Source organism: Streptomyces sp. PT12, from assembly GCF_003311645.1.
GTDB lineage: Bacteria > Actinomycetota > Actinomycetes > Streptomycetales > Streptomycetaceae > Streptomyces.
Genome location: NZ_QEST01000088.1, coordinates 53,806 through 77,009, shown reverse-complemented (window position 1 = coordinate 77,009; position 23,204 = coordinate 53,806). Strand labels below are relative to the sequence as shown.

Annotated in this window: 22 protein-coding genes and 1 pseudogene; 12 read left to right on the top strand and 11 right to left on the bottom strand. The window is 73.7% G+C overall.

Going from position 1 to position 23,204, the window contains the following annotated elements; all coding sequences use genetic code 11:
* Positions 1 to 184: 184 nt before the first annotated feature.
* Entirely contained in the window at positions 185 to 823 is a 639-nt protein-coding gene (locus DEH69_RS09490; RefSeq protein WP_113686475.1) for a TetR/AcrR family transcriptional regulator, read from the bottom strand.
* A 113-nt stretch (positions 824 to 936) separates the two neighbouring features.
* Between DEH69_RS09490 and DEH69_RS09485 the strand changes: the two genes are divergently transcribed.
* Complete coding sequence (locus DEH69_RS09485; RefSeq protein ID WP_113686474.1) at positions 937 to 1,308, top strand: hypothetical protein; 372 nt, start codon at positions 937 to 939, stop codon at positions 1,306 to 1,308.
* Positions 1,309 to 1,384: 76 nt separating this feature from the next.
* Here the strand turns inward: DEH69_RS09485 and DEH69_RS09480 are convergent, their stop codons facing one another.
* Positions 1,385 to 2,809: an MFS transporter gene (locus tag DEH69_RS09480; RefSeq protein WP_113686473.1), complete on the bottom strand. Its 1,425-nt coding sequence runs from the start codon at positions 2,807 to 2,809 to the stop codon at positions 1,385 to 1,387.
* A gap of 337 nt (positions 2,810 to 3,146) precedes the next feature.
* Here DEH69_RS09480 and DEH69_RS09475 point away from each other — a divergent pair, with 337 nt between their 5' ends.
* On the top strand, positions 3,147 to 3,653 hold the full coding sequence (locus tag DEH69_RS09475; RefSeq protein WP_258534558.1) for an N-acetyltransferase: 507 nt from the start codon (positions 3,147 to 3,149) through the stop codon (positions 3,651 to 3,653).
* Positions 3,654 to 3,665: 12 nt separating this feature from the next.
* On the opposite strand, the gene DEH69_RS09470 is transcribed toward DEH69_RS09475, so the two are convergent.
* The 7 genes from DEH69_RS09470 to DEH69_RS09435 all read right to left on the bottom strand — a co-directional run bounded on the left by DEH69_RS09470 (position 3,666) and on the right by DEH69_RS09435 (position 12,154).
* Complete coding sequence (locus DEH69_RS09470) at positions 3,666 to 4,043, bottom strand: hypothetical protein (protein ID WP_113686471.1); 378 nt, start codon at positions 4,041 to 4,043, stop codon at positions 3,666 to 3,668.
* A 29-nt stretch (positions 4,044 to 4,072) separates the two neighbouring features.
* Positions 4,073 to 4,498, bottom strand: coding sequence for a thioesterase family protein (locus DEH69_RS09465; protein ID WP_181727342.1), 426 nt, complete (start codon positions 4,496 to 4,498; stop codon positions 4,073 to 4,075).
* A gap of 175 nt (positions 4,499 to 4,673) precedes the next feature.
* Positions 4,674 to 5,096 carry a hypothetical protein gene (locus DEH69_RS09460; RefSeq protein ID WP_113686469.1) on the bottom strand — a complete coding sequence of 141 codons (423 nt, stop codon included), beginning with the start codon at positions 5,094 to 5,096 and terminating at the stop codon, positions 4,674 to 4,676.
* Positions 5,097 to 5,109: 13 nt separating this feature from the next.
* A complete protein-coding gene (locus tag DEH69_RS09455) occupies positions 5,110 to 9,708 on the bottom strand; it encodes a DUF6531 domain-containing protein (protein ID WP_113686468.1) in 4,599 nt (1,532 codons plus the stop codon).
* 213 nt (positions 9,709 to 9,921) lie between these two features.
* On the bottom strand, positions 9,922 to 10,461 hold the full coding sequence (locus DEH69_RS09450) for a DinB family protein (RefSeq protein ID WP_258534557.1): 540 nt from the start codon (positions 10,459 to 10,461) through the stop codon (positions 9,922 to 9,924).
* 587 nt (positions 10,462 to 11,048) lie between these two features.
* Positions 11,049 to 11,582 carry a DUF6083 domain-containing protein gene (locus DEH69_RS09440; protein ID WP_147255501.1) on the bottom strand — a complete coding sequence of 178 codons (534 nt, stop codon included), beginning with the start codon at positions 11,580 to 11,582 and terminating at the stop codon, positions 11,049 to 11,051.
* 59 nt (positions 11,583 to 11,641) lie between these two features.
* Entirely contained in the window at positions 11,642 to 12,154 is a 513-nt protein-coding gene (locus DEH69_RS09435; protein ID WP_113686465.1) for a hypothetical protein, read from the bottom strand.
* Between the two features lie 298 nt (positions 12,155 to 12,452).
* Here DEH69_RS09435 and DEH69_RS31375 point away from each other — a divergent pair, with 298 nt between their 5' ends.
* Together DEH69_RS31375 and DEH69_RS09425 are read left to right on the top strand one after the other, a co-directional pair.
* A complete protein-coding gene (locus tag DEH69_RS31375) occupies positions 12,453 to 13,007 on the top strand; it encodes a DUF4142 domain-containing protein (RefSeq protein ID WP_181727341.1) in 555 nt (184 codons plus the stop codon).
* 207 nt (positions 13,008 to 13,214) lie between these two features.
* Positions 13,215 to 13,778 (top strand): hemerythrin domain-containing protein, encoded by a 564-nt coding sequence (locus DEH69_RS09425; protein ID WP_113686464.1) that lies wholly within the window; start codon positions 13,215 to 13,217, stop codon positions 13,776 to 13,778.
* Between the two features lie 101 nt (positions 13,779 to 13,879).
* On the opposite strand, the gene DEH69_RS09420 is transcribed toward DEH69_RS09425, so the two are convergent.
* Positions 13,880 to 17,470 (bottom strand): BTAD domain-containing putative transcriptional regulator, encoded by a 3,591-nt coding sequence (locus DEH69_RS09420; protein ID WP_181727340.1) that lies wholly within the window; start codon positions 17,468 to 17,470, stop codon positions 13,880 to 13,882.
* Between the two features lie 103 nt (positions 17,471 to 17,573).
* Between DEH69_RS09420 and DEH69_RS33635 the strand changes: the two are divergent.
* The 3 genes and pseudogenes from DEH69_RS33635 to DEH69_RS09410 form a co-directional block, all read left to right on the top strand.
* A pseudogene (locus DEH69_RS33635) lies at positions 17,574 to 18,053 on the top strand (NAD(P)-dependent oxidoreductase); the annotation flags it as partial.
* 21 nt (positions 18,054 to 18,074) lie between these two features.
* Positions 18,075 to 18,494 (top strand): hypothetical protein, encoded by a 420-nt coding sequence (locus DEH69_RS33630; protein ID WP_369008268.1) that lies wholly within the window; start codon positions 18,075 to 18,077, stop codon positions 18,492 to 18,494.
* A gap of 4 nt (positions 18,495 to 18,498) precedes the next feature.
* Positions 18,499 to 18,789, top strand: a complete 291-nt coding sequence (locus DEH69_RS09410; RefSeq protein WP_113686462.1) for a hypothetical protein — start codon at positions 18,499 to 18,501, stop codon at positions 18,787 to 18,789.
* Here DEH69_RS09410 and DEH69_RS09405 read toward each other — a convergent pair.
* Complete coding sequence (locus DEH69_RS09405) at positions 18,786 to 19,421, bottom strand: TIGR03085 family metal-binding protein (RefSeq protein ID WP_113686461.1); 636 nt, start codon at positions 19,419 to 19,421, stop codon at positions 18,786 to 18,788. The genes DEH69_RS09410 and DEH69_RS09405 overlap by 4 nt on opposite strands.
* Positions 19,422 to 19,481: 60 nt before the next feature.
* Between DEH69_RS09405 and hisI the strand changes: the two genes are divergently transcribed.
* The 5 genes from hisI to DEH69_RS09380 all read left to right on the top strand — a co-directional run bounded on the left by hisI (position 19,482) and on the right by DEH69_RS09380 (position 22,848).
* A complete protein-coding gene (hisI, locus tag DEH69_RS09400; RefSeq protein WP_113686460.1) occupies positions 19,482 to 19,862 on the top strand; it encodes a phosphoribosyl-AMP cyclohydrolase in 381 nt (126 codons plus the stop codon).
* Positions 19,863 to 19,873: 11 nt separating this feature from the next.
* Positions 19,874 to 21,415, top strand: a complete 1,542-nt coding sequence (locus tag DEH69_RS09395) for an anthranilate synthase component I (protein WP_113686459.1) — start codon at positions 19,874 to 19,876, stop codon at positions 21,413 to 21,415.
* A complete protein-coding gene (locus tag DEH69_RS09390; protein ID WP_113686458.1) occupies positions 21,412 to 22,035 on the top strand; it encodes a TIGR02234 family membrane protein in 624 nt (207 codons plus the stop codon). The genes DEH69_RS09395 and DEH69_RS09390 overlap by 4 nt, the downstream gene beginning before the upstream one ends.
* Before the next feature lie 97 nt (positions 22,036 to 22,132).
* On the top strand, positions 22,133 to 22,417 hold the full coding sequence (locus DEH69_RS09385) for an HGxxPAAW family protein (protein ID WP_113686457.1): 285 nt from the start codon (positions 22,133 to 22,135) through the stop codon (positions 22,415 to 22,417).
* A gap of 50 nt (positions 22,418 to 22,467) precedes the next feature.
* Positions 22,468 to 22,848, top strand: a complete 381-nt coding sequence (locus tag DEH69_RS09380) for a DUF2752 domain-containing protein (RefSeq protein ID WP_258534556.1) — start codon at positions 22,468 to 22,470, stop codon at positions 22,846 to 22,848.
* Positions 22,849 to 23,204: the final 356 nt, after the last annotated feature.

The following is a 23,204-nucleotide window of genomic DNA, read 5'->3' as shown; positions in this document are numbered from 1 at the left end:
CCGGCAGACTACGAGGCTCGGCGGGCCCCGGCGATCTCCGCCCCGGCCCCGCGCCGCCGCTCGTCGGCCCGGTGTTCCCCGCCCCGGTCCGGGCACCGCCGTCGGCCGCGCGCCGCCATCTGCCGCGTGCCCGCGCCGCCATCTGCCGCGTGCCCGCGCCGCCATCGGCCGCCGCGGCCTCGCGTTACGGCCCGGTGGCGCCGTTGGCTGCCGCGACCTCCGCCCTGATCCCCGCCATCAGCAGCCGCAGCCCGAAGCGGAACTGCTCCTCGGAACCCACGACGAACAGCTCCCCGCCGGGCATGTGGCTCCCCGGCAGCCCGTCGAGCATCGCGCGCACCTGCTCCCAGCGTTCGTCGCGCGCGCCCGCCCGCACGGCCATGGCGAGCGAGGACGCCAGATACGCCACCAGCGTCTGGAGGCAGCGCACCGCCGTCGCCGGGGGCAGCCCGCTGGTCACCAGGGCCGTCACCAGGCCGACGGCGATGCGCCGCCCGTTCGCCCCCATCGGCGGCCGGGCGGCCACGTGCGCCGCGATGCCCGGGTGGCGCAGCGCGGCCGTGCGGATGGCGTCGGCGGTGGCGAAGACCCGTTCCTCCCAGGGGAGTTCGGCGTCGGGGGACGGGACGTCGCCCAGTGCGAGATCGGCGACGGCGTCGAGCAGCGCCTCGCGGTTGGCGAAGTGGCGGTAGAGCGCCATCGGGTCGCAGCCGAGCTCGGCCGCGATCCGGCGCATCGACATCGCATCCGCGCCGTCGCGGTCCCCCAGGTCGGACGCGGTGCGCACGATCAGCTCGGGCGAGAGGAAGCGGGACGTGGCCATGGGCTCATTCTGGCATCCTGTCTACGGTGTAGACAGGATGCTCCCTCTGTGTCTACGCTGTAGACATCCGGCCGCGCACCGCCGCGTTCCCGCCGATCGAAGGAGAAGAGACCGTGCGTTCCCCGCTGACCGTCGGCCGAGGGCTGGCCGTCTTCATTGGCGTCGGCACCCTGGGCAACGTGGTGTTCCGCGGCGTCGAGGAGCACTTCGTCGTTCCCGACCTGCTCGTCGCCGTCGCGCTGCTGGTCGCCGCGGCGCTTCCGCCCGCTCGCGCGGTGCCGTTGCTCGGTGTCGCGTTCGGCATGGCCTCGGGCGTGTTCACCGTGGCGACCTTCTCCTATGTGGCGCGCGGCGAAGTGGGCGTCCCGGTCCTGCTGTTCGCGGTGTCCTGCCTGGCCATGGCCGCCGTGCTCACCTGGCGCGCCGCCTCGCCCGGCGGGGACGCCGCCCCCACCGGGCGGGTCGCCGCGGCCTCGGCGCCCTGAACGGCGGCGCCCGCGACCGCTGCGCCGCCAGCGTCGGCGACCGTTGCGCGTCCGGCGCGTCCGGCGCGCGCGGTCACTACGCGCCCGGCGCACGCGCCCCCCGCGCGTCGTCGGCGGCCCTGACCGGCGTCCGGGGGGACGCCGGTTCGGCCCCGGCCCCGGCCCGGGCCCGGGCCCCGGCACCCGCCTCGGGTGTCGCCGCGCGGGACGGCAGGAGGAACGTCGCGGCCAGCGCCGCCACGAGCAGGGCGGCGCACAGCACCAACGTGCCACGGAACGCGCCCCCGACCCCGTCGGCCAGTGCCTCGGGCGAGCCGGTCGCGGTGGCCAGCACGTCCCGCACGCCCGAGAAGTAGTACGTTCCGATCGCCGCGCCCCCGATCGCCGCGGCGATCTGCGTCACGGTGTTGAACAGGGCGGACCCCGAACCCGCGTGCTCCGTCGGCACATCGGCCAGCGTCAGCTGCACGATCGGGGCCACGACCAGGCCCATCCCCGCGCCGCCGAGCAGCACGCCGAGCAGCACGCCGGGCAGCAGGTCGAGCAGGCCGAGGTCCGGCGTGGCGCCCCCGGCCACCGGCGTCAGCAGCAGAAACGCGCCCATCAGGAGCGCGAGCCCGGCCTGCACGGTGACCCGGCCGATGCGCGGCACCAGCACGGCCGCCCCGAGCGACGCCCCCACGCCGACCGCCACGGCCCAGGGCGCGATGGTCAGTCCGGCCTCGACGGGGCCCATGCCGACGCCCACCTGGAGGAACTGGGTGAGCACCATCAGAAAGCCCATCACCGGGACGAAGAACAGCAGTTGGACCAGCAGCCCGTCGCGCAGCGACCTGTAGCGGAACAGGGTCGGCTCCACCAGGGGCGTGCCGTCGCGCGCCCGCGCCCGGCGCTGATGCAGGGCGAACGCGCCCAGCGTGAGCGCCCCCACGACCACGAGCGCGGTGGCCCAGCCCGGCCAGTGGGCCTCGTCGGACACGGCGATCAGCGGATAGAGCAGCAGGACAAGGGCGGCCGTGGAGAGCGCCGCGCCCGGCGCGCGGCTCTCCGGCAGCAGCCGGAGGGAGGCGACGAGGGTGAGCACGCCCACCGGCACGTTGACCCAGAAGACCAGGCGCCAGCCCATGCCCCACAGGTCGGCCTCGGCCAGCAGCGGCCCGAGGATGGGCCCGAGCGTGGCGGCGAGGCTGACAAGCGACGAGAACGCCGCCATCGGACCGCCGCGCTCCTCCGGCGCGAACATCACCTGGATCTGCGCCAGCACCTGCGGCACCATCGCCGCCGCGAACAGCCCCTGGGCGACCCGGGTGGCGATCAGCATCCCGGGCCCGACCGCGAGCGCGCACAGCGCGGACGCCGCGGTGAACCCCGCGACGCCCACCACGAACATCCGTCTGCGCCCATGGATGTCGCCCAGTCTGGCCCCGGTGATCAGGCCGGTGCCGAGCGCGAGGGTGTAACCCCCGAGGATCCACTGGAGTTGGGCGGGGGAGGCGTTCAGGTCCTCCTAAGCCGACCCTCGACGGGCTGGCCCGCTGCGCGGAGTACTACGCGGGCCTCGGCGAGCGCACGATGGCGATCCTGTCGACGTTCGACGAGCCCCAGCTCCGCGCGATCCTGGAGTTGGTGACGACGAGCAGGGAGGGCACAGTCGCGGAGGCGGCCCGCCTCCGCGAGGACGGCTGAACGTGCCGGACGCGAACGCCCGCCGAACGCCGGACGCCGGACGCGCCCAACGTGCCGGACGCGAACGCCCGCCGAACGCCCGCACGAACGCCGACAAACCCTTTGCCGCGCACCCCGGTTGACGGAAGAGTGACGCCCCGGAGGTGGGGACGGTGGACGCTGGAGGAACGGCCGACCGCGTGACGCTGCCTGTCGTCGTGCGGGATCTGCTGCCCGAGGACCTGGAGCGCTGCGGCTGGGCCGGGTCGCGGCTCCATCTGGCCGCGGTGGCAGGGGAGTTGACGAGGGTCCGCGCGGGGGAGGTCGACTACCTGGCCGTCTGTCCACCCTCCGGGCTCCCCGTGGCCATCGGCGCCGTCGACTATGTGGACCGGCCGGGCGCGGGCAAGCTGTTCCAGCTGGTCGTCCACCCGGCGCTGCGCTCGTGCGGCCTGGGAACGCGCCTGATCGCGGCGGCCGAGCACCGCGTGCGCGCCCGCGGCCTCGCCCATGCGGAGATCGACGTCGAGGAGGACAACTCCAGGGCCCGCGCCCTGTATGAACGCCTCGGCTATGTCGCCTACGCCTCGGCACCCGTCGGCTGGGACGAGGAGCGCCCCGACGGCTCCATCACCCGCTATGAAACGGTGTGCACGCTGATGCGCAAGCCGCTGGCCTGAGCCCTTGAGCGGTCATGCCGCGTGGCCCTGGCCCACGACGGTGTCGAAGTGCGGCCAGCCGTCCGTCTCGGTCGTGCCGGGGGTGGCGGGCAGGACGAGGCCCGGCGGGGCGGCGTCCAGCAGGGCCCGAACCGTCCCGGGACGGTGGAGGTTGGGGTAGGCGCGGTCCGGAAGACGGATCAACGCCCCCGCCTCGAAAGCCGAGTTGGAGATCACGCGATCGGGTCCAGGGCGGAAGACCAGTGCGAGGCGGCGCCGGGTGCCCTCGCGGTAAAGGGACAGCGCCAGGCGGCAGTTGGCGTCGTCGGAACGATCCACATGCTGACGCGCCGCCCAGCGCCATGTCGTTCCGTCCACGACGAGGCTGCGCAGGTGGCGGTCGGTGCCCATGCCGCCACCGTAACGCCGAACGGCAGGCGTCAGCCAGCGAGTTGGGCGGCCGCGACTGGGACGAGAGGTTCCTCGATCTGATGCCTGCCGAACGACTCCCGCTCCACGTCCGTGAGCGCGCGCGGCCGTTGGCGCACCGGGTCCACGCCGACCCAGGTCGAGGTGATCTCGGCGAAGATCACCGAGCCATCCGTGATCCGCGCGATCCCCGTCACCGATGACCGGCCCAGCTTGGTCACCGTGGTCTCGATCCGCACCCGGCGCTGGTACGGCAGCGGCGCCTGATATCGCGCCGTGTGCTGCACGGCGACAAACGCCGGGGGAACGCCCTCGGCCGTCGCCGCCATGTCGGCCCACGAGTCCTGGACCCATGCGAGCATCCGGGCGTTGTTCACGTGACGGTGGAAGTCCAGGTCGGCCAGGGAGACGCGCTGCTCCCACACATGCGGAGTCATGCCCGTCAGCCTGCCCGACGCCACGCCGCGCCGGGGGCGGCAATCCCCCATGTGGCCTAGCGTGGGCGTCGAACTTCACTCACAGAACATCTGCTCCGGCCCCAACGCGCGTGAACTCCGGCCCCCCTCACCGTATTTGATCAAGAGAGCGCCGCTGTCGCGCCCTGGCGCGAACTCATCGTGGCGCGGCGGTGATCCGCACGCAGGGCGGGACGAAGCCGTCCGCGAAGTGATCGGCCTCGAACCCGGACGCGACCAGAACGCGCAGCACCGCCTCATTCATCGCGGCGCCGACCTCGCCGCGGCGCCGGATCAGCGGGTCGTCCATCCTGCGCTCGCGGACGCACGCGATGACCGCCTGGTTCATCTCCGCGCTGATCTTCCAGCGGGCGTAGACGCCGCCGAGCGCGTCGGCCTTGGCGTCGACCCAGACCTGCGCGCCGGAGTGGGCGAACTCCTCGCGCAGCACCGGCAGTCCGGCCGCCCGCAGTGCGGCGTCGGCCGCGTCGGCGAGCACCGCCCGGGCCGCCAGCACCTCATCGGGCGCCTTGGGGTCCCCCCCGGGCGCGGCGTTGGAGGTGTCGGATGTGTCGGACATGAACGAACGCTCCTCATCGGCCGTCGGCGCGTCGGATCATATCGGACAGCAGATCCGCGCTCGCCTGGTTCATGAGCAGCGCGTCATCCGCCGACAGCGGGGGCGAGTTGTAGTAGGGAACGGACCACGACACATTGACCTGGCCCATGCTGGAGTCGATGAGGTTCTGGCAGTTGGCGCACGGCTGCCGCTCCGTGTAGAGGTCGATGACCCGCTGCGGGTCGATGCCGCGCTGCTCGAGCTGCTGGAGGATGTGCCCCTCGGAGTGCCTGCCCGCGCCGCTGAACCCGACGATCAGCTCGTCGAGCCCCTGCACCCGGGCGACCGCGACGTTGTGATCGGCGTCCCAGTAGCCCGCGTTCCTGCGTTCCTGGAACGCCCGCTGGCTCAAGTCGGTGCTGTTGTAGCGGATTTCGCCGACCGGGTGGGCCGCGAGGCCCAGCGCGTCCGACCAGGTCAGCGGGTTGTGGGGGTAGCCGAAGACATGGGGCGAGGGCCCGAGTCCCAGAGGGTCGGGGGAGGTGTAACGCCCGGCGAGGGGGTCGTAGTAGCGGTGCAGGTTGTAGTGCCACCCGGTCTCCGCGTCGGCGTACTGCCCGGGGAAGCGCAGCGGCATCCGCCGTGCGTCGCCCTGGAGTTGGGTGGGAACGCCCCACAGGCTCGTGCGGGCGTGCCAGGCGAAGGAGCCGTCCTCGCCGACGAGATGCGTTGGCGCGCTGGCCAGGTCGGTGACGATCGCGTAGAAGCGCCGGTCGATCGCGTCCTGGTCCGCGTCGCGCCCGAGGCGTTCGATCTGGGCGACGGGCCGCAGCCCGTCGTATTCCCATGTCGTGGTCATGCCCCCGCCGGAGACCGACGGCGCGCCGCTGCGCTGCTCGACGAGCTGCGTCTCGTCCCATGTGAACGTCGTCTCCTCGACCACCCCGCCGCCGTCGACCACCTCGCCGCCGTCGTCGAGCCGCTGCTTCGCGACGCGGCGGCCGAAGGGGTCGTAGAGGTAGCGCCATGTGGTCCCGTCCGGCGTGACCACCCGGGCCAGCCGGTCCTCCGCGTCCCACACATACCGCCACACATCGGGCTTGCGGGACAGTCTCTTCCGCTGCCGTTTGACGACGCGCCCCGCGTCGTCGTACCAGTACCTGACGCCTCCTGCCCGGGTCAGCAGACCCCCGTGGTACTCCCGCTCCCCGATCGCCGCGCCCCCGTCGGATGTCCCCGACTCGCCCCAGCGCGCGGAGAGTTGGTCGCCGACGTCGTTGTACCGGTAGCTCTCCCGGGCGTTAGGAGCCTCGACGTCCAGGACCCGGCCGACGGGGTCGAGGCGGTAACGGGTCTCGCCCGACGGCTCGGACATCGACACCGGATAGTGGTCCGCGCGGTAGGCGAAGGTCCGCCGCACCAGCGGGCCGCCGTCCGAGGACGCCTGGGCGCCCGGCCCGGCCTGCGCCGCCTGCGCCGTCGTGACGGTCTGCTCGGTCAACCGGGCGGCGGCGTCCCAGGATTGGGCGGTCTCCAGGATGCCGAAGACGTCCTGCCCGATGAGGCGCCCGGCCGGGTCGCGGTGGAACGTGACCGTCCGCCCGGCCGCGTGCAGCGCGACGGCGCGCCCCGCCTCGTCCCGCTCCCACCGGGTGATGTGCCCCGCGGGGGTGGTCCGGCTGAGCGGCCTGCCCAGCGGGTCATAAGTGAGCCTGAGCGTCCTGCCGTTGACCGTCTCGGTCAACAGATTCCCCAGGACGTCGAACGTGCGGACCAGCTCGACACCGGGGGAGCGGGCGGCGACGACGCGCCCGGCCTCGTCGTACTCGAAGGTGGTGACGGCGCCCTCGGAGGTCTCCTTCCTGACCACGCGACCGGCGAAGTCCCGCGTGTAACGCACGGACTGCCCCGCCGCGTTGACGCGGGAGGCCACCCGGCCCGCGGCGTCCCGCGTGTAACGGGTGATGCGCCCGTCGAAGTCGCTCTCCTCCGTCAGGCGTCCGGCCTCGTCATAGCCGAAGTCCCAGGTCTCACCACGGGAGTTGCGCACGGCGGTGAGACGCAGTTCCGAGTCGCGCTCGAACGTGTAACGGCGCCCGTCCGGCCACGACTTGGACGTCTCCAGGTCGAACACCCCATAGGTGGAACGGGCCACGCCGCCGTTCTCGTCCGTCAGCTCGAGGACGTTGCCCTCAGGGTCCCGGGCCCAGGTGCGCTGACCCCCCAACGCATCGGTGACACGGGCCGGTTGACCGTCAATGGTCCACTCCGTCGACGTGGTCGCCCCCAGCGGGTCGGTGCGCCGCACGACCCGGCCGAAGGCGTCGCGGTCGAGGCGGGTCGTCCGCCCGAGGCTGTCGGTGACGGCCAAGGGGAGCCCGGCCGCGTCGCACAAGCGCCGGGTGCTGCGGCCGAGTTGGTCCGTGGTCTCGGCGGTGGCGCCGGTGGGGTGGTACGAGAGCCGCACGACGTTTCCGGCCGGGTCGGTGATCGCGACGCGATTGCCCCGGTCGTCGTGGACCTGCGCCCAGACCGAGCCATCGGCCAGGGTCGTGCGGACGGGCCGCCCCGCGGCATCGCGCTCCACGAGCAGCTCGGTCCCGGCCGGTCCCTCGATGGCGAGGAGGTCGCCGTACCCGTCGTAGCGGAAACGCGTGGTGGTGCCGACGGGGTCGGTGACGCCGGTGGCCCGGTCGTAGCGGTCCCACTCCCAGGAGGTCGTGTTGCCCAACGGATCGGTCTCGGCCGTCAGTTGGAAGCTGTCGTTGAACTGGTGGACGGTGGCGTGGCCGAGGCTGTCCGTCACGGTGGTGCGGTGGGCGGCCGCGTCGTACGCGTAGTGGTACTCCAGCGCGCGCTCGGACCCGGTGGTGTGGACGCACCGCCCGTCCTCGTCGTACTCGTACGCGTACCAGTAGCCGTTGCGGTCCTCCCACCGGGTGATCCTGGCGTGGTCGTCGTAGACGAACGTCAGGGGCAGCCCTGAGGAGTTGTGGATCCGGGCCAGCAGGCCCGCGTCGTCGTAGCCGTAGCGGCGCAGAACGGGCCGGTCGGGGGCGTTGAGCAGGCGCAGCTCGGTGACCCGGCCGCGCTCGGTGGCGATGCCGACCCGGTATCCGCCGCTGTGGCTGACCTCGGTGGGCGCGCCTGTGGCGGGGTCGTAGGCGAACCGGATGGTGTTCCCGTTCCGGTCGGTGACCGAGGCGAGGGGGAGTTCGGCGCCGGGGCGCCCGGGGACGGGGGCGAAACGCAGCGTGTGCCCGGTCTCCCGCTGGCGCACGGTGAGCGGCGAGCCGGGCCGTCCGTCCCAGGTCAGCCCCCAACGCGGGCCCTCCACAGGGAATACGGGCTCGTCCGGATCGGGGCGCGGGTAGAGCAGGGCCATGCCGTCGGCGGTGTGGAGCCGGGCGCCGTACGCGTCGAGCACCAGCCGCTGGTCGAGGGTGGAGGCCCAGGAGCGGCCGAAGCAACGCCCGTCGCGATAGCTGGAGATGTGATGGCGCTCGATGATCAGCGGGAGGACGCCGGGGAGTTGGACGTCGGTGGCCGACATCAGCAGCTCGCCGGTGGCCACGTCGACGGGGTCGCCGCATGCGTTGCGGCCGTTCATGGGGACGGCGTCGCCGCGGGTGCGGCGGCCCAGGCCCAGCGCGCCCTGCCGGATGCCGCGCAGCCCGGTGCGGGCCAGGCCGCGCACTCCGGCGGCCAGCGCCCCCAGCGTGGTGAGGCCCTTCATGCCCGGGATGCAGTCGAGTGCCGCCATGGCGACGTCGAAGAGTGAGGCTTCGCCTCTGGCGTATTTGATCAGCGTGTCGGCTAGGACGATCAGCGCGGCGGCCAGGACGACCCAGGCCAGCGGCCCTCCGATGATCATGACGACGACGCCGAGGACGGCGACGACGAGCTTGGCGATGTCGACGATGGTGTCCCAGTTGTCGACGACCCAGTCGATCGCGTCTTCCCACCAACTGCGGTTCTGGATACCCGCGTCGGAGGCGGCCTCGATGTCGCGGGCGCAGATCCGCGCGGCCTCCTCGCGCATCTCCTTGGCCTGCTGGGCCAGTTCACGCGCCGCCGACAGATCCGCCTGCGCCGCGTCCACCCGCCCCCGCGCCGCCGATGCCGCCGCCTCGGCCGCGTCATGGTCGCGCATCGCCGAGCGGATCTCGCTCTCGGATGGCGGCTCGGGCTCCTCGCCCTCCTCCTGGAGGCGTTCGGCCTCGGCCCCGGCGCGTCCGACCCAGTCCTCCGCGCTGCCCAACTCCGTTTGCGCCGCCCGCAGATCCGCCTGCGCGGCGATGGCGCGGTCCAGCGCGCGGTCGGCCTGTGCCTGCGCGCGTTGCAGCTCAGGCCAGTACCGGGCGAGGGCGTCGGCGGCCATGTCGTACGACGTCTGAAGCTTGGTCAGATTCTCCGGAACGCCGTCGAACTCCCCGCGGAACGCGTCCGCCGAGAGCCCCGACCAGTCCTGCACGGCGCGGTCGGAGGCCATCCCCCGGATCTGTGCCAACGCCTCGCCCACGTCGTCCGCGAACTCCTGCAAGTCCTCGGACAGCGTTCGAACTTCCTCCGGATCCCCCGGAGTCGGGTCCGAGTCCATGTCCACCGGCGACCAGTCAGACGCACGAGCCATCGAGCCGTCACCCCCCAAGTGGGCCGACTACGACAGTAGGCGCGAAGTGGCCCACACCTCAATGGTGTTGCGCGCGGCGCAGTCGTTCGCGGCGTGTGGAGTTGATGACGACGTACCGGGGTGGCATACGGCTCGCGTTCACGTCGGGCGAGTCCTCGACCCTCGCCCAGGCAACGGAGTTGCGGCCCGGAGGTTGGGGCCCGCCGGGAGGGTTCAGCGCTGAGTGGCGCGGATCAGGCGGAGTTGGCCGATCTCCGTGACGTTCTTCGTCAGCTCGGTGTTGAGCCAGGCGAGGGTGTGGGCGACCGTGTGGGCCGCGTCGTCCGGCCAGGGAAAGGAGGCCGGGGCGTCGAGGTCCTCGTCCGTGAGGCGCCCCAGCTTCTCCCGCCAGGCCGCGCGGAGTTCGCTGAGCCAGGCGATGGCGGCCTCGCCGCTGCCGGGCCAGGTGATCTCCGTGCGGTCGCGGGGAGTTCGGCCTTCCAGATGGTCGAGCGTGACGCTCCACCACCAGCCGATGTGCCAGCTGATCCAGCCGATCGTCGGGACCGGGATCGGGTCCGGTTCCTTGTCCGACCAGTCGGGCACCCAGCCGCCCGCCCTCTCGGCGGTGGGGCGCACGGTCCAGCAGAGGGGGCCGGGCTCCCACAGGAAGTCGTCCTCGTCGAGGCGTTCCAGGTGGTACTCGAAGAGGGCCCAGGCGAGATCGAACTGCCAGCGCAGCAGGTCGACGCGGGAGGCGTTGACGGATGGCACGTGGAGGACATTGGCATGTCCCGCCCGGCGGGCCAACCGGATTTTCCGTGGCTGTTGTTCACCCGGTCGAGTGATGACGCGGGGGCGACGGTCGACTACTGTCTGTGATCAAGCGATGTCGAGAGGGAAGGGGAGTGGTGATGGAGTCGCAGCAGTCTGCGGCCGCCGACGCGGATGGGAAGGGTGCGAAGCATGAGGTCAATGGCCATGAGGCGGGCCGTCGTCCGGTCGCGGGGGGCATAGAGGTCGACGTTGAACGCCATGCCCGACTCGTCGCACACCGTCACGCCGTTCTCGCCTGCACCGAGACCGGGTGGCGCTGCCGGGCCACGCCCTTCGCCGTATGCCTGTCCGCGGGGACGACGGGCGACGGGCGAGCGGCGATGGTGGCGGGTTCCCTGGGGAGCGGTGCCGCCAACGGGTGGGAGTCGGCGATCGCGGAGTCCACGCACGGGAGGGACCGGGGCTGGCGTCGCGATCACCGCGTCAAAGCCCTCGCGTTCGCCCCGCGGCCGCCGGGAGCGGTCCTCGACCAGGTCGAGGATCTGTGGGCCGCGTATGACCGGTTTGCGTCGCGCGCCCAGGGGTCACGGGGATTCGCCCGGCTCGCGAGCGGCCCGTGCGAGGTCGTACCGCCATGCGGCCTCGACCTCGGCCTGAGCCTCGGGGCTGAGGCAGCGCAGCCGATGCGCGGGAACGACACGTTCACCGGGGAGGGGCTCGATCCCCCGTATCCGGATGGCGACATGGCCGACGACATACCGCGACGTCGGCGGCGTGATCGGCCGGACGCGCCACCGATACCGGCTCGGCACCTGCTTGGCGGGCAGCTCGTCGAACTCCAGGTCCACCCAGCGCTCATAGGTGGTGGGCAGCCGCCGCACCGGCTCGTCGCAGCGGCGGCAGAGCGGAGGCCCCCACGGGCCGATGCCGTCGAGGGCATCGCCGTCCACCGGCGCGGCGTCCGCACCGTCATGGGCGGCCATGGCGTTGGCATAGACATTCCAGCAGGGCGCGCACAGCACGACCATCAGCGGGAAGTGGCCCCGCTCGCAGGCCGGGCGGCTCTCGTCCCGGCACTGTTGACAGGCATCCGGGCTGGCGGAGGGTCCTGGCCCCATGGATCGAGTGTGGGAGGAGGGGCCCGGGCCCGTGAAGGGCGCGATCCGGCCACCCCCGGTCAGGGACTGCTGACCCAGTCCGTGTCGTGGTCGAGGCGGGCCAGGAGCTGGTCGCGGTGCAACTCCGCGACCACCTCCGTGAGATCGGGGTGCCGCAGCAGCGCCGCGGCCTGCCGGTCGCGTTCGGCGGGGAGCGTCAGGCGGCGGAACTCATGCTCGCCGCCATCCACGGCGGCCACCGCCTGCCGCGCCAGGTGGGGCGAGGTGAGCAGACAGACGGCCCAGCTGGCGACCGTTTCGTCGACCCAGGTCCGCCAGGCGAACTCCTCGCCCTCGGGCAGCACGGTGTCGGCGCCCACGACCCAGTCGAGATGTGCCGAGCCACCGGGCCCGGCCATCGTGACCAACGCCGCGTCCATGGCGGTCGGATAGCGGAGCCAGGCGGCGACGGTGACGGCCTGGCGTGCCTGGACTTCGGCCAGGACTTCGTTCAGCGGGCCGTCGGCGGCGGGATACGCACGCAGAAGCCACTGGCTGGTCGCGGCTATGACGGGTGAGAGATCAGCGCACACGGATGGGTCTTCCTCGTGCAGCGGGTGTGGGGGCGAGGCGAACCGCCCGCCAGCGTACCGGCCCGTGGTCCAAACCATCAGACCGCCGGGGCACAGGTGCGCAACGTCATATCCGGCAACGCGCCACGCTCGGCGGTCACGCAGCGTGCCCGGCGCGCACGGCGCGGTGTCCGGCGCCACCCCATCGGCCCAACGGCGCGGTGTCCGGCGTGCGGGTGACGCCGCGCGCCCGCACGGTGGCGGGGGTGGGAGCGGCATACCACCCGCACCTTCCGGAACTTCCGAGCGGAGAGGCACCATGATCCCTGCGACACCCGCCCGAGCGGCCCTGAGCGCCCTGGGCGCCCTCCTTCTCGTCGGCTCGTCGGCCGGCGTTGCCCATGGCCAGACTGACACGCTGTCCACCACGGACGAGACATTCCTGACCTCCGCGCACCAGAGCAATCTGGCCGAAATAGCCGCGGGCGAGGACGCGCAGACCAGCGCTACCACCGAGTGCGTCAAGGAGGTCGGCGAGACGCTGGTCATCGACCACCGGCGGCTCGACGACTCCCTCACCGCACTGGCCGGACGGCTGAACGTCGCGCTGCCCGACGCCCCGACGCCCGAGCAGCAGCAGACGCTCTCCGACCTCGCGGCGGTGGCGGGCACCCCCACCTACGACGAGGAGTGGCTGCGCACCGAGGAGGCGGCCCACCGCGCGACGCTCGAGCTGATCGACGACGAGATCAACGGCGGGGAGAACGCCGAAGTCATCGCGCTGGCCGAGGCCGCGCGCCCGGTGGTGGCGCTGCACCTGGAGATGGTCGAGGGCGGCCGTTGCGACGCGCGCCCCTCGGGGAACGTCGACTGAACGCCCCACTCCCGCCCAGGAGAGACGGCCCGCCGTGACCAGGCGGGCCGTTCCCGTGCGCCCTCCCCAGAACGCGCCCCAGGAAAGCGCCGTGAGCGTGCCCGCCCGTGAACGACGTTTTTCGCGCGGCCCGTTGGTTACCCGGGTGTCCGGTGCGAAGGCGTTCAGGCGCGCAGACGTTCAGGCGAGACACCGAAGGAGGCCGCCATGGGACACGGCGGAGACATCATCCATGAACTCACCACGGATCACCGGGAGGTGGAGGACATCTTCTCCGACATCGAGTCGATGCCGCCGGGGGAGCCGCGCCGCAAGCAGCTGGCCGACCAGGTGACGATCGAGCTCGTGCGCCTCTCCATCGCCGAGGAGCAGTACCTCTACCCGGCGGTGCGGGCCCATGTGCCCGACGGGGCCGCGATCGCCGACCGCGAGATCGGCGACCACGCGACGGCCGAGCGCGTCATGAAGGAGCTCGAGGAGTACTCGGCGTCCCACGCGAGGTTCGACCAGCTGATCGCCCGGCTGATGACCGAGATCAGGGAGCACATCCAGGACGAGGAGGACCACCTCTTCCCGATGCTGCGGGCCGCCTGCACCCCCGAGGCGCTGGCCGACCTGGGCGGCAAGGCGCGCCGCGCCAAGAGGATGGCGCCCACCAGGCCGCACCCGTCGGCCCCCGATACCCCGCCGCTGAACAAAGTGCTGGCCCCGGGCGTCGGCCTGGTGGACCGGGCGCGCGACATGATCAGCGGGCGCGGCCAGGGAAGCTGAGCCGGTCGAGCCCGTTGATCCGGTCCATCCGGTCGATCCGGGCCACGGGTGCCGGGTCCCGGGTCCCGGGCCCCGGGTGAACGCTGCGCCCGGGGCCCGGATCAGCCGCCCACGCCGAGCGCCTTCGCGATCACGGCGTGGACCAACTGGTCGGCGGGCAGCCGGTTCTCCTTGAGCCGCTCCAGGTCGCCAGGCCCGAACCAATCCCACGCCGGGTGCTTGGACCACTCCAGGACCGGCGTGTCCAGGTCGCCATCCACCTCGACGACGTAGTCGGCCTCGTGCCGCAGGCCGCGCCCGTCGTCGCCCTCCCAGGTGATCACGCCGAGGAAGCGCGTCACCGCGCGCACGCGCCAGCCGGTCTCCTCCTCGACCTCGCGCACCAAGGCATCGAGCAGCGTCTCGCCCTCCTCCACATGCCCCCCGACCAGGTCCCAGCAGTCGGGGAACAGCCGCCGCGTGGCGCTGCGCCGCTGGGCGAACGCCTGGCCGCGGGAGTTGAGCACCACCGCGGCCACGGCCCACGTGCGGCCGCCGCCCGGCTCGGGGAATGTCACACCGGGCGCCACCGCCACGGTCGCCGCGTCGGGGGAGAGGCCCGCGCCCCGTTCCCGTTCCGCCGCGAACTCCTCGGGCGCCAGCGCGGCGCGCGCCGCGGCCTCCACGCGGTCGACATCCGCGCGTTCGCCCGGGGGCAGGGGGGCGCCCACGGCGCTCCTGAGCGAGTGCGCGGCGCCCAGGAGGCGCGCGGCGTGCGCGGCCTCCCCCGCGCGCGCCCGTGCGCCCGCGAGTCCTTCGAGCGCCAGCGCGACCGCCCGCGGATCGCCGAGCCTCCGCGCCGCGGCATAGCCCTCGCCCTGGAGCCGCAGCGCGCCCGCCGCGTCGCCCCGCAGCTCGGCCACAAAGCCCAGCTCCGCCAGCAGGAACGCCACCCCCGCCCGGCCCTCGACCCCGCCCAACCAGCCGAGCCAGGGCCGCAGATGGGCCTCCGCCGCGTCGAGGCGCCCCTGCCGCCTCGCCACCAGGCCGAGCCCGATCTCCGCGAACTCCTCGGCGGGCTTGGCCGAGTGCGCGAGCGCCAGCCGCAGCGCCCGTTCGTGCAGGTCACGCGCCTGTTCAAGGTCGCCGGTCAGCAGCGAGAGGCGGCCGAGGCCCGCGAGCCTGAACGACGCCTCGGTCCACATGCCGAACCTCCTGGCCAGCCGCATCCCTTCGAGGCGCAGGCTCCTGGCCCGCTCGTAGTCGCCCGTGATCTCGGCGGCCAGGTCGAGCGCGTAGGTGGCCTCGAGACGGCCCCACGCGTCGCCGAGCTCGTCGAAGGCCGCCAGGCTGTCCCGCGCGTCGCGCTCCATCGCCGCCAGATCGGCGCGGCCCGACGCCAGCCTGGCGCGGGTGGCCAGCGCCGCCGCCGTCCCCCACCGGTCGCCCCGTGCGCGGAAGACCTCCAACGCCCCGTCGACGAGCGCCACATGTCCCGACAGGTCGCCATAGCCCCAGTGCGTCAGGCTCAGGAACCACTCCGCCCGTGCCAGGCCCAGCGGGTCGTCCACGCCATCGAACGCCCGCCGCGCCGCGCCGTTCCAGCCCTCGCCGAGCGGCGCCCCGAACCCCGCGCGCCACGCGAGCGCCGCCGCCCGCACCGCCGCGGGCGCCTCGCCCGGCGCGGCCAGGGCGGCGTCCACGGCGCGGCGCCCCTCGCCAAGACGCCCGCGCAGGAACCAGTACCACGCCAGCGCGTCGACCATCCGCAGCGCCCGCTCGGCCGCGCCCGCTCCCGCGGCCCACTCGATCGCGGCCCGCAGGTTGGCGGCCTCCGCGTCGAGCCGGTCCATCCAGCGGAACTGCCCACGCGCCCGCAGGTGTTCGGCGGCCCGCTCGGCCAGCGCCCCGTAGAACGCGGCGTGCCGTAGCCGCGTCCGCTCCTCCTCGCCCGCCTCCCGCAGCCGTTCGAGGCCATAGGCGGCCACCGACTCCAGCAGCCGGTAACGCCCCTCTCCCGCGATCACCAGCGAGCGGTCCACCAGCCTGGCCAGGACCTCGACGGTGTCCCGCGCGCCGCCCACCGCCTCGGCCGCCTCCAGGGTGCAGCCGTCCACCACGACGGCCAGGCGGCGCAGCACCGCGCGCTCGGGCTCGCCCAGCAGTTCCCAGCTCCAGTCGAGCACGGCGCGCAGCGTGCGCTGCCGCGTCGGGGCGTCGCGCGGCCCTGAGGCCAGCAGCCGGAAGCGGTCGTCGAGGCGTTCGGCCAACGCGCCCACGCCGAGTGCCCGCACGCGCGTCGCGGCGAGTTCGAGCGCCAGCGGGATGCCGTCGAGGCGGCGGCACACGGCGGCGACGGCGGCGGCGTTCCCGCCGTCGAGCGCGAAGCCGGGGTCCGCGGCCGCGGCGCGTTCGACGAAGAGGCGCGCCGCGCTCGACCCCGCGAGATCGCCCGGCGCCGTGGCCCCCTCGGGCGGCAGCCCCAACGGGTCGACGGCGAACAGGACTTCGCCCGACACCCCCAGCGGCTCCCGGCCGGTCGCCAGGATCCGCACCCCGGGCGCGGCCTTGAGCAGCCGGGACGCGAGGGCCGCCGCGGCCTCGACCACGTGCTCGCAGTTGTCGAGGACGAGCAGCGCCCTGCGGTCCGCGAGCGCCTCGGTCAGCTGATCGTCCAACGAGCCGCCCGGCCTCGCGTCATCGCGCACGCCCAGCACGGCCGCCACCGCGCCCGGCACCCCTTCCCCGGTGACGGCGGCCAGCTCGACGAGCCACACGCCGTCGGGGAAGCGGCCGGTCTCGCGCGCGGCCGCGGCGAGCGCGAGCCGCGTCTTCCCGACCCCGCCGGGCCCGGTCAGCGTCACCAGGCGCGCCGAGGCCAGCCGTTCCCCGGTCCCCGCCAGGTCCTTCTCACGGCCGATCAGCTCGGTCACGGGGGCGGGCAGATTGGTGCGCGCGCGGGGCGCGAGCGCCGGGTCGTGGTGGAGCACCGCCCGGTACAGCTCGGCCAGTTCGGGCGTGGGATCGACGCCAAGCCCGTCGGCCAGCGCGTCCCGCAGCGCGCGGTAGCGGGCGAGCGCCGCCTCTTGGCGCCCCGCGCGATAGAGGGCGCGCATGTGCGCGGCGACAAGCCGTTCCCGCAGCGGGTGGCGCTCGATCAGCGCCGGCAGCTCCGCGGTGAGCGCGTCGTGCTCGCCCAGGTCGAGCCGGGCCTCGGCGCGCTCCTCCCACGCCGTCAGCCGCCGCTCGTCCAGCCGGGTCACCGCGGCCCGCGTGAACGGCTCGTCGGCGAAGTCGGCGAACGCCTCGCCCCGCCACAGGTCAAGCGCCTCACCGAGCAGCGCCGCGCGCGTGCGCGCGTCCCCGCTCGCGGAGGCGCGATCGAGCAGCGCGTCGAACGCGCGCGCGTCCACCGCGTCCGGCGCGGCGGCGAGCGCGTAACCGGCGGGGCCGAACGTCACCAGCTCCCGTCCGCCCGGCTCCGCCTCGGCCAGCGCGCGGCGCAGCTGCGAGACCCGCGCCTGAAGCGTGGCGGTGGGATTGCGCGGGGGGCGCGCGCCCCACAGGTCCTCGACCAGCCGGTCCGCGGGGACGGGGCCGCCGTCCCGCGCCAGCAGATCGGCGAGCAACGCCCTGACCTTGGTGTCAGGAACGATGACCGGCGTCCCCTCGTCCGTCCACACGGCCAGCGGACCGAGCACCCCGAAGCGCATGCGGCCAGGCTAACCGGGCGGCACGGCCCCAGCCGCTCCACAGGGGGCCCGAAGCGTTCCCGAAGCGTTCCCGAAGCGGGGACGCGCACCGTGGGGCCCTGCACAAGCGGAGGAGAGTGGGACGGACATGAGCACGCGTGAGCCGGTGACCGTGATCGGACTTGGCGTGATGGGCGCGAAGATGGCCGGGATCTTTATCGATGCCGGTCACCCGACGACCGTATGGAACCGAACGGCATCTAAGGCCGATCGGCTGATGGAACGCGGCGCCACCCTCGCCGCCTCGCCGACCGAGGCGTTGCGCGCCGCGCGCCTCGCGGTCGTCAGCCTCGTCGACTACCGGGCGACGCACGACGTCATCGGCGCGGCCGACCCGGCGGCACTGAGGGACCTGGTGCTGGTCAACCTCAGCTCCCACACCCCGGAACAGCTGCGCGGCGCGGCCCGTTGGGCGGCAGGGCACGGCGCGCGGTTCGTTGCGGGCGGCATCATGGTGCCGCCTCCCGCCATCGGCGGACCCGCGGCGTACACGTTCTACGGCGGCGACAGGGACGCGCTCGACGCGCATCGGGAGACGCTGGCCCGGCTGAGCAGGATCGACTGGATGGGCACTGACCCCGGACTGGCGATGATCTACTACCAGGCGATGCTGCACGTTTTCACCGCGTCGTTGACCAGCTACATGCACAGCGTCGCCCTGCTCCGCGCGGCGGGTCAACGGGTCGAGCGGCTGTTCCCCTACGCGTCCGAGCTGTTCGCCGGGATGTCGCAGGACAGCCCCGTCGGCTATCTGCGGGAGGTCACCGCGGAGATCGAGGCGGGCTCCTATCCGGGCGAGGAGAACGACCTCGCGATGCAGGTCGTCGGCGCAGAACACGTCGCGGAGACGATGCGCGAGGCGGGCGTCGCCACCGCCCTGTCCGCCGCGGTGCACCACCTCTTCGCCAAGGCCGAGGCCGAGGGCCACGCGGCCGAGAGCGTGTCCAGCGTGTTCGAGACGCTGCGCGCCACCGCCCTACAGTAGGCCGATGGCCGGGGAGACCGACGGGCAGACCGACGGGGAGTGGGCGCTCGTGGTCGCCTCTCGCAATGACGGGGGCGACGGCGGCCGACGCGCGTGGGAGCGGTGGCTGCGCGGGTGGGGGATCGACTGGGACCCCTTCCACCCGCACGAGGTGCGGATCGACATCGCCCGCGTGGCCCTGCCCGACGGCGGCGTTGGATGCGTCATCAGCAGGTCCGTGCGCACCACGGCGCTGCGCAGACTCGGCATCGCACCAGGCCCACGCCCCGACGGCGACCCACCCGTGCCCGCCTAGCTCATGCCCAGCTTGGCCTTGCGCAGGCTCAGCACCGCGTCCTCGTCGCCCTCGATCGTCACCCTGGCCGCCTCCTGGCGGCCCATCGCGAACAGCAGCAGCTCGCCGGGATCCCCCGTGACCGTTACCACGGGGGTGCCCTTGTGGGCCACCGCCGTCTGCCCGTTGGGCCGCCTGAGCACCAGGCCCACCGGGCTGCGGCGGCCCATGATCCGCGCCCCGGACTCCAGCCGCTTCCACAGCGCGTCCGAGAACACCGGGTCGAGGTCGCGCGGCTCCCACTCGGGCCGCGCGCGCCGCACGTCCTCGCCGTGGACGAAGAACTCCACGGTGTTCGCCGCCTCGTCGATCTGCTTGAGCGAGAACGGCGAGACCCGGGGCGGGCCCAGCCTGATCATCTGGATCAGCTCGTCGTAGGGCCGCGCCGCGAACTCGCCCCGCGTGCGCTCCCCACGGGCGGCGAGCGGCTTGATCACGATCCCGGCCGCCGCGTCGGGCCGCCGCTCCCGCACCACCACATGGGCCGCCAGATCACGCGCCGTCCACCCCTCGCACAGGGTGGCGGCCTCCGGGCCCGCGGACTCCAGGAGATCGGCCAGCAGCAGACGTTCGCGCTTCGCATGCGTCGACATGCGTCTAGCCTAGTGCGCCACCCCGCGGAGCACCCCTCGAACGCGGGGCAGAATGGACCCATGTCCCCTACGTCACCTGGTGCGTCACCGGGCCCGTCCCTCGATCCGGCCATCGCCGCGCGCCTGAAGCGCACCCCCGAAGGGCTGGTCGCCGCCATCGCCCAGCAGTACGACACCGGCGAGGTGCTCATGCTCGGCTGGATGAATGACGAGGCCCTGCGCCGCACGCTGACCACGGGCCGCTGCACCTACTGGAGCCGCAGCCGCCGCGAGTACTGGGTCAAGGGCGACACCTCGGGGCACGCCCAGCACGTGAAGTCGGTCGCGCTCGACTGCGACGGCGACACCGTGCTCGTCCAGGTCGACCAGGTCGGCGGGGCCTGCCACACCGGCGACCGCACGTGCTTCGACGCGGGACGCCTGCCGTTCCCGACGCACTAGGCTCACGCGCCATGACGACGCCAGACCTCGAGCGCTTCCGGACGCTCGCCAAGGAGCGCCGGGTGATCCCGGTCACCCGTCGCCTCCTCGCCGACGGCGACACCCCCATCGCCCTGTACCGGAAGCTGGCCGCCGAGCGCCCCGGCACGTTCCTGCTGGAGTCCGCGGAGAACGGGCGGACGTGGTCGCGTTACTCGTTCATAGGCGTCCGCAGCGTCGCCACCCTGACCGTGCGCGACGGGCGCACGCACTGGCTCGGCACCCCGCCGGTCTCCGTCCCCACGGACGGCGACCCGCTGCGGGCCCTGCGCGAGACCATCGAGATCCTGCACACCCCGCACGACCCCGAACTGCCGCCGTTCACCGGGGGGATGGTCGGCTACCTCGGCTACGACATCGTCCGCCGCCTGGAGTCCATCGGCGACAGCACCCGCGACGACCTGGCGCTCCCCGAGCTGACCATGCTGCTCGCCTCGGACCTCGCCGTGGTCGACCACCGCGACGGCACGGTGCTCCTGATCGCCAATGCCTGGGGGCACCTTTCGCCCGTGGGGGATGACCACCCCGCGGGGGACAACCACAACGACCTCGACACCGGCGTCGACGAGGCATATCTGGACGCCGTGGGCAGGCTCGACGCCATGACCGCCGACCTCGCCCGCCCCGCCGCGGCCGAGGCCGTCGCCCTGCCGCCGTCCGAGCTGCCCCCGCACACCGCCCGCTGGGGCGGCGACGACTACCGGCGCGCGGTCGAGGCCGTCAAGGAGTACATCAGGGCGGGCGACGCGTTCCAGGTGGTGCCCTCGCAACGGTTCGAGACTCCGTGCGCCGCGAGCGCCCTCGACGTCTACCGGGTGCTCCGCGCGACCAACCCCAGCCCTTATATGTACCTCTTCAGGTTCGACGGCTTCGACATCGTCGGCTCGAGCCCCGAGGCGCTGGTCAAGGTCGAGGAGGGCCGCGCCCTGCTCCACCCCATCGCGGGCACCCGAAGGCGCGGCGCCACCCCGCAGGAGGACGCGGCCCTCGGCGAGGAGCTGCTCGCCGACCCCAAGGAGCGCGCCGAGCACCTGATGCTCGTCGACCTCGGGCGCAACGACCTCGGCCGCGTGTGCCGCCCCGGCACCGTCGAGGTCGTCGACTTCATGTCGGTCGAGCGCTACAGCCACGTCATGCACATCGTCTCCACCGTCACCGGGCGGCTTGCGGACGACCGCACCGCCTTCGACGCCCTCATGGCCTGCTTCCCGGCCGGAACGCTCTCGGGCGCGCCCAAGCCGAGGGCGTTGCAGATCATCGAGGAGCTGGAGCCCACGCGCCGCGGCGTGTACGGCGGCTGCGTCGGCTACCTCGACTTCGCGGGCAACGCCGACACCGCCATCGCCATCCGAACCGCCCTGCTGCGCGAGGGAGTCGCCTATGTCCAGGCGGGCGCGGGCGTCGTGGCCGACTCCGACCCCGTCGCCGAGGACACGGAGTGCGCGAACAAGGCGGCGGCCGTTCTGAGGGCGGTGGCCACGGCGGGGAAGTTGCGAGGTAGCGTGGAAGCGTGACCCGGAACCCCACCAGCAGCGCCGCCGGCGCGCGCGCCTCGCGCCGCGCGCTGGGTGCCGCGCTGCTCAGCGGCGCCGCAGGGGCGGCGATCGTGCTGATCTCCGCCGGGCAGACCTGGGGCGAGGGCGAGACGGCCGCCACCGAGGCGTCGCTGCCGGTCACGGCGAGCGGCAGCGCGGTCTCCGGCGTGCCGAGCGCGCTTGCCCTGGTCGGACTCGCCGCGCTCGTCGCGGTGTTCGCCGTCCGCAGAACGGGGCGGACCGTCGTCGCCTCGGTCCTCGCCCTGTCGGGGGCGGGGGCGATCGGGACCGCCGTGCTTGGCGCGGGCGACACGGACGCCCTGGAGACGAGCGCCGCCGAGGCGATGGGCCTGACCGAGGCCGCCGTGACGAGCGTGAGCCACACCGGCTGGCCGTGGTTCTCGGCGCTGGGCGGGCTGCTGCTGCTGTGCGCGGGGCTCCTGGCGTTGAGCTACGGCCGTCAGTGGCCCGCGATGTCGGGCCGCTACGAGCGCGCGGGCCGCCGCGAGCGCGGGGAGCGGGGGCGCCAGGCCGCCCCCGGCGACGACCGCCCCGAGGACATCTGGCGCGCGCTCGACCGGGGCGAGGACCCCACGTAGGACTGTCCGCCCTGCCTGCCACAATGGCCACAAGCCACTCCGGCCCCCAGGACGGTCCCTCGACCGGGCGGCCGTCGATCACCGAGGAGCACTGAACATGGCGCGCGAGTACCACCACGGGAACAGCCCGGCCGCCTGGACCGCTGTCATCATCATCATCGCCGGGTTCTGCGTCGGCAGCGCCTACACCGTGATGGCCCAGCCGTGGGGTGTGGCCGCCGGTGGCGCGGTCATCGCGCTCGGCGCGGTGGTCGGCCTGGTGATGCGCTCCATGGGCCTCGGCCAGCCGGTCTCCTCCACGGCCGCGGTCGGCAAGGCGCCGACGGCGGCGGTCCCAGGGCAGCCGACGGGCGATGACCGCGAGCCGAGCGTCGCTGGCTGAACGCGGCGCGTTCCTTTGCGCGGGCGCGGCGGGCCGCCGATGCTGAACGAGTGCTCGCCGCCCCCCTCGCCGCGCTGGGCGCGGCGGCCGCCGCGTTCGCCGCGGTGGCCGCGGTCGACCCCAACGTCCCCGGCCGCTACCCCCCTTGCCCTGTGCTCTCGCTCACCGGCCTGCACTGCCCCGCCTGCGGCGGCCTGCGCAGCGCCCACGCGCTGGCCCACGGCGACATCGTGACGGCACTCGGCGCGAACGCCCTGGCGGTGACCGCGTTCCTGATCTTCGCGGTGGCACTGGCCCTGTGGCTCACCCATCGCCCTTTCCCCTTCACCCCCACCCCCCGCCACGCCTGGACGGCGGCAGCGGCGACGGCCCTGTTCACGATCACGCGCAACACCCCGCTCGGCACCCCGCTTGTCCCTCCGGGTGCATAGCGGGGTCGCCTGCGGCGGGCTTGGCCGCGGCGCGGGCTGCGCCGCGCTGGGCGGTTGCTGTGAGGGGCCGCTTGGGATGCGCCTCGGCGCGCGCCCGGGGGTGAGGTCGAACGCAACTCGCCTCGCCGTGACCACCCCGCGCCCGGCGCGACGCGGCGGGCCGCCGCAGGTGCACATCGCGCGGTGAGCTCGCGCAGCATGCTGGGGCGCCGGGGGCCGGTCAAGGCGATCGTCATACGGCAGTCGTCGGCGTAGTGGAACTGGCGTCGGCCGCAGGACGGTGTGATGGCGAGCGTCCGGCGCGGCCCCCCGCGCTCGCCGCGGGCGAAGCCCGCCCGGCAACCACCATCCGCCCG